4 protein-coding genes are annotated in these 5379 nt (G+C 46.1%); 1 reads left to right on the forward strand and 3 read right to left on the reverse strand.

The window, feature by feature from the left end; translation table 11 throughout:
* Window positions 1-633: 633 nt before the first annotated feature.
* The 3 genes from RMO84_RS07725 to gyrB form a co-directional block, all read right to left on the reverse strand.
* The gene (locus tag RMO84_RS07725; protein WP_310487886.1) at window positions 634-1350 is read right to left on the reverse strand and encodes a hypothetical protein; all 717 of its coding nucleotides are present in this window, start codon (window positions 1348-1350) and stop codon (window positions 634-636) included.
* Between the two features lie 32 nt (window positions 1351-1382).
* A complete protein-coding gene (locus RMO84_RS07730) occupies window positions 1383-1868 on the reverse strand; it encodes an N-acetyltransferase family protein (protein ID WP_310487887.1) in 486 nt (161 codons plus the stop codon).
* A 138-nt stretch (window positions 1869-2006) separates the two neighbouring features.
* Window positions 2007-3944: a DNA topoisomerase (ATP-hydrolyzing) subunit B gene (gene gyrB / locus RMO84_RS07735; protein ID WP_310487888.1), complete on the reverse strand. Its 1938-nt coding sequence runs from the start codon at window positions 3942-3944 to the stop codon at window positions 2007-2009.
* Between the two features lie 209 nt (window positions 3945-4153).
* Between gyrB and miaA the strand changes: the two genes are divergently transcribed.
* Window positions 4154-5071 carry a tRNA (adenosine(37)-N6)-dimethylallyltransferase MiaA gene (gene miaA, locus RMO84_RS07740; protein WP_310487889.1) on the forward strand — a complete coding sequence of 306 codons (918 nt, stop codon included), beginning with the start codon at window positions 4154-4156 and terminating at the stop codon, window positions 5069-5071.
* The last annotated feature ends 308 nt before the right edge of the window (window positions 5072-5379 follow it).

A 5379-nucleotide genomic window follows, 5' to 3' on the forward strand; every position in this document is an offset into this window, starting at 1 on the left:
CAATGATGCCTAGCAGTCCCCAACAACTTTTTTGGATATTTAGCATGGATGGTAGATAAATAGATCTGAGCCATATTATCACTTTGGCTCGATCGCTACCCAAACTAATCTAATTTCTGGACATTCTCGATCGCACAACGTACGATATGTAATCGCTCTATTATTAGCGTTCGATCGCAAGATCGATATTTTAAATCAAAATTGTTGCCGGTTTATCGGGAATGAAGTACATCCATTTATTTCCTACTTTCGATCGCTCTGGTGGGAAGTTTAGTTCCCCGTTAGTAGAAACAAAGTAGAGGAAGCGACAGAAACTCTACACTAAATGAATGTTCGATCTAGATACTGGGTGCAGTTAAGATGACATGTGTATTGCGACTACTTTCTGCACTGCCTGCCCCTCTACCGTCGCTCTCTTACGATGGGCAGCACTGGGTCACTGCGACATAACCCCCATCCAGTGCATTGGATCTATATCTATCTGAATTTAGATAATAGCTCGTGAAAATAGCTTTGATAGTTCATAGGAAGTTTGCAATTCAATTACCGCTCGTTCCATATTTCAATATTAGCTAATTGCGTAAATTCTAAAATCGTCCTTTTGGATGAGTTTTCATTTGCTCGCGATCGATATTATGAGTCTACCAATCGATCGTTAACTAATGATTCGAGCTGTCTGAGTTCGCGTTGGCGGAGATTAAATTGCTTTTGTGCCAGTGTCAATCGTTGGTTGTCAGTAGTAGATTGCATATCCCATTGCACCTCAGCCAACAGGAATAGACTCCCTGCTGTCACAATGCCGGTAAAGAGGAATTGCCAAGTGGGTAGATAAGGTAACAGGGCAATCGCGCCTAGATGCAGCAATCCGCTAGCGAGTAAGGCACGCGATCGCAATCCCCAAGCGGTAATCCCATAACCGATCGCGCTCAATCCCAGCCACAATCGACACAGATGGGGCAGCAACACCCAACCACCACCAAACAGACCCCAATTGGTCAATAACACTCCTCCCAGCATCAAGGCGACCCACACATACACCACCCAGCGCAGTCGCTCGACACTCACCCAGTACCAGGCGAGATGGCAGGTACCCCAAGCCCCGATTGCGGTCAAGATCGACCAGGCAATGCCTTGATCTGTCCAATTTAGATTCAGGAATTGTGCAGTCGAAAACACGATCGCGGTAATCAGCCCCCACAAGATAAATACTTGGTCGATGCGGGTATAAAAGCCGGAAAATAGTTTGAAGTTTTTAAATTGAATCTGAATGCGCAAGATTCCTTCGAGATCTTGCACGTCCAAGGCATGTTGTTTGCGTCGAAGAATCGGTTCTGTGCTAAAAGCAGTCATCGGGAGTTGGGAGTTGGGAAAATTATTTTAGTTTAGATTTGTCTGCCCAAGATTACTAAATCTCGATCGATCCCATTGAGTTCGGCGATTTGGGGTAAGTAGCCCCATTGTTGAAAGCCGTGTTTCTCGAACAACTTGAGGCTGGGTTGATTGTGAGCGAAGATGAATGCTACCAATGTTTTAAGATCTAGACTCGGTGCTCGATCGATCGCCTGGGCTAATAATTGAGTGCCCAACTTTTTGTGATGGGAAGCTGGCGAGACATAAACGCTCACCTCGGCAGTATGGCGATAAGCATCGCGCCCATAAAACGATCGAAAACTAAACCAAGCTTGGATTTTACGCTCTTGTTCTAAGACCCACAATGGTCGCCGTTCGGGACTATGAGCGGTAAACCACTCCATCCGGCTGGCAACTGTCACTGGTTCGAGATCGGCGGTCGCCATCCGTCCGGGAATCGAGGTATTGTAAATCTCAATAATTGCGGGTAAATCTTCGATCGTCGCGTCGCGAATCATGGTGTTAGGTGTTAGGTGTTAGGCTTTAGATTTTAGGTTTTAGGACTAAATTTGCAGAACAATTATGGTAATTATAAACCCGACTTCTTGGAGAAGTCGGGTTTCTGTTTCGTACTAAAAATATCGAAATAAACCTGACTAAATATCCAAGTCCATCAGACCTAATTTTGGCCCATAGGTTTCGATAAATTCGCGACGTGGTGCCACGCGATCGCCCATGAGAATTGTAAAGATTCGATCGGCTTCAGCAGCATCTTGAATCTCGACCCGTTTGAGCGTCCGCGTTTCTCGATCCATGGTGGTTTCCCACAACTGCTGGGGCATCATTTCTCCCAAACCTTTGAACCGCTGAATTGTGTAGTTGGCATTAGCCGGAAATTCAGAGATTTTCTGTTGCAATTCGCGTTCGCTATAGCAATAGTAATGATTGCGTCCCCGTTCTAATTTATAGAGCGGTGGGCAAGCAATATAGACATAGCCTTCCTCGATTAATGCTCGCTGGTAGCGATAGAAGAACGTGAGTAATAGCGTCCGAATATGCGCCCCATCAACATCGGCATCGGTCATCAAACAAATCCGATGATACCGCAGTTGTTCGGATTTAAAATCTTCACCTTTGACACCCAAACCTAATGCAGTGATTAGAGCTTGAATTTCAGTGTTTTTATAAATCTTGGCATCGTCAGTTTTCTCAATGTTTAAAATCTTACCGCGCAAGGGTAAGATTGCTTGGAAACGTCTGTCTCTGCCTTGTTTGGCACTTCCCCCTGCCGAATCGCCTTCCACGATGAAAATCTCAGATTCGCTGGGATCTTTCGAGCTACAATCTGCTAATTTACCAGGTAAAGTTGAAGATTCTAACACCGATTTACGACGAACTAATTCGCGCGCGCGGCGGGCTGCTTCGGCGGCATTAAACGCTTGCAATGCTTTTTCTAAAATCGCATCGGCAATATTGGGACGAAACTCCAAATATTCAATTAAAGCTTCGGACACGATCGAGTCTACAATCCCACGGACTTCACTATTACCTAGTTTGGTTTTAGTTTGACCTTCAAACTCAGGATTGGGGACTTTGACCGAAACAATCGCGGTTAAACCTTCGCGAATATTTTCACCACCGAGGTTAGAATCACCTTCTTTGAGTTTATTGCGTTTGCGACCGATCGCATTGATCGTCCGCGTTAACACGACTTTTAAACCATCTAAATGCGTCCCGCCTTCTTTGGTTTGAATATTATTGGCAAAACCTAAGATGTTATCGCTGTAGGCATCACTACACCATTGCAGAGCGACTTCGACTTGAACTTTATTCTTCTCGCTTTGGATATAAATTACTTCTTCATGAAGCGGTTGCTTATCGACATTTAAGTAAGCAATATACTCCCGAATCCCACCTTCATAATAGTAATTTTCGATCCGGGGTTCGTTGTTCTCTAACAGTTCTAGGCGGTAGTCGCTAAAACTAATCCGCAGTCCGGCATTGAGATATGCTAACTGTTTGAATCTCACGGCGAGGGTATCAAAGTCGAAGACAATCCCCTCTTTGAAAATCTCGATATCAGGTAAAAATGTCACAGTCGTACCCGTCCGATCTTCGGGACTTGGGACGATATCCAATCCAGTAACCGCTACGCCTTTTTCAAATCGCTGGGTATGAATCTTCTGGTTCCGCCATACCTTGACTTCCACATTCGCAGAGAGCGCGTTAACTACCGAAATCCCCACCCCGTGCAAACCACCCGAGACGGTATAACCACCATCCCCAAATTTACCGCCAGCATGCAACACTGTGAGTACGGTTTCGATCGTCGATTTCCCCGTCTGTGGGTTAATCCCCGCCGGAATCCCGCGTCCATCATCAATGACGGTAATCGATCCATTGGCATTAATCGAAATATCGATATTTTTGCAATGACCAGCCAAAGCTTCATCGATCGAGTTATCCGCAACCTCATATACTAGGTGATGGAGTCCCGTCGCCGAAGTATTCCCGATATACATCCCCGGTCGGACGCGGACGGCTTCTAGTCCCTCCAGTACCCGAATGTTGTCGTCACCATAATCGCTGCTCATAAACGATGCTCCAATAATGAGTCACAAGCCGCTATTGGCTGTACTGATGATAAATCACTCCAAAATTATAACACAAATAGGTTATGGACGAATCTAGATAGTTCTGGGAATATCTTTAATAGAGGGTAGATGGTAGTGGGTAGTTGGTAGCAACATTCGATCGACCGTACCCTGACTTACTACTCCCTATCCTTTCCGCTCTAATCTCTATGCTCATCGTTATTTGTGGTGCGACAGCCACGGGCAAATCAGGACTGGCGATCGCGATCGCCCAACGTCTCAACTCACCGATTATTAGTGCCGATTCGCGCCAGATCTATCGAGAGTTCGATATTGCTACCGCCAAAGTGTCCCCCGCAGAGCTAGCTTTGGTACCGCATCATCTAGTTAGTACATCAGATCCATATGATACCGTAACTCTTGCCCAATATCAATCGCAGGCACAGGCACTCATCAAGAAATTTCATCAGCAGGCGCAAATTCCGCTGTTAGTGGGTGGAACGGGACTATATATTAAGTCTGTGGTGAAGGGGATGAAGATACCACGAGTCGCGCCACAGCCGGATTTGCGATCGCAATTGCTCGGGTTGGGACAGGTGCAATGTTACCAGATCTTGGCACATCTCGATCGTCAAGCTGCCGAGAAAATTCATGCCAATGATGCGATCCGTACCGTGCGGGCGTTGGAGGTATATTATGTCACGGGACAGACGATTTCCATTCAGCAGGGCGAAGATCCGCCGAGCTATCCGATCCTCCAGATTGGTTTGGATTGCGGGGTGGATTTACTGGTCGATCGCATCCAGCAGCGTACTCAGCAGATGCTCGCGTTAGGATGGGAGGATGAGGTGAGATATTTGGGGACAAAATATGGATGGGATTTGCCGCTGCTCGATACTTTGGGCTATGCCGAAATGCGTCAATATATTCAAGGTGAAATTAGTTTAGCAGAGGCGATCGAACTGACGATCGTCCACACCCGCCAATTTGCCAAACGCCAACGCACTTGGTTTCGATCGATTCCTGAAATTGAGTGGTTCGACAGCAACGATCCGATCTTAGTCGATCGTGTCTGGGAGCGCATTCAACAATTTCGATCTACAGCTAGTAAAAGCGCAGATCTGTAAAGGGTACCCACAAGGGGCACCCCTACAGGTTAATTGTGTAGCAGGAGGGATTAATTGTCTTAAGAGAAAAATAGTTTAGTTCACTTCAGTGAACTTTTGCTTTTAGCCCGAAATTCATTTCAGGGCGGTTGGCGACTAAATACGAGGGTTTCAGATTGCCTAATGAGACAATTAACCCACCCCGCTCCCCGCAACCCGCACCCCCCCCCCAAAAACCAAAACCCAAAAACCAAAAACCCAAAGGTGGTAAAACAAAAACAAAACATGAAAATTAAACGGGAAACCCCGCCAAGTATTTTAGGCAAACG

The organism is Chamaesiphon sp. VAR_69_metabat_338, assembly GCF_031423935.1.
In the GTDB taxonomy this organism is placed as follows: domain Bacteria; phylum Cyanobacteriota; class Cyanobacteriia; order Cyanobacteriales; family Chamaesiphonaceae; genus Chamaesiphon.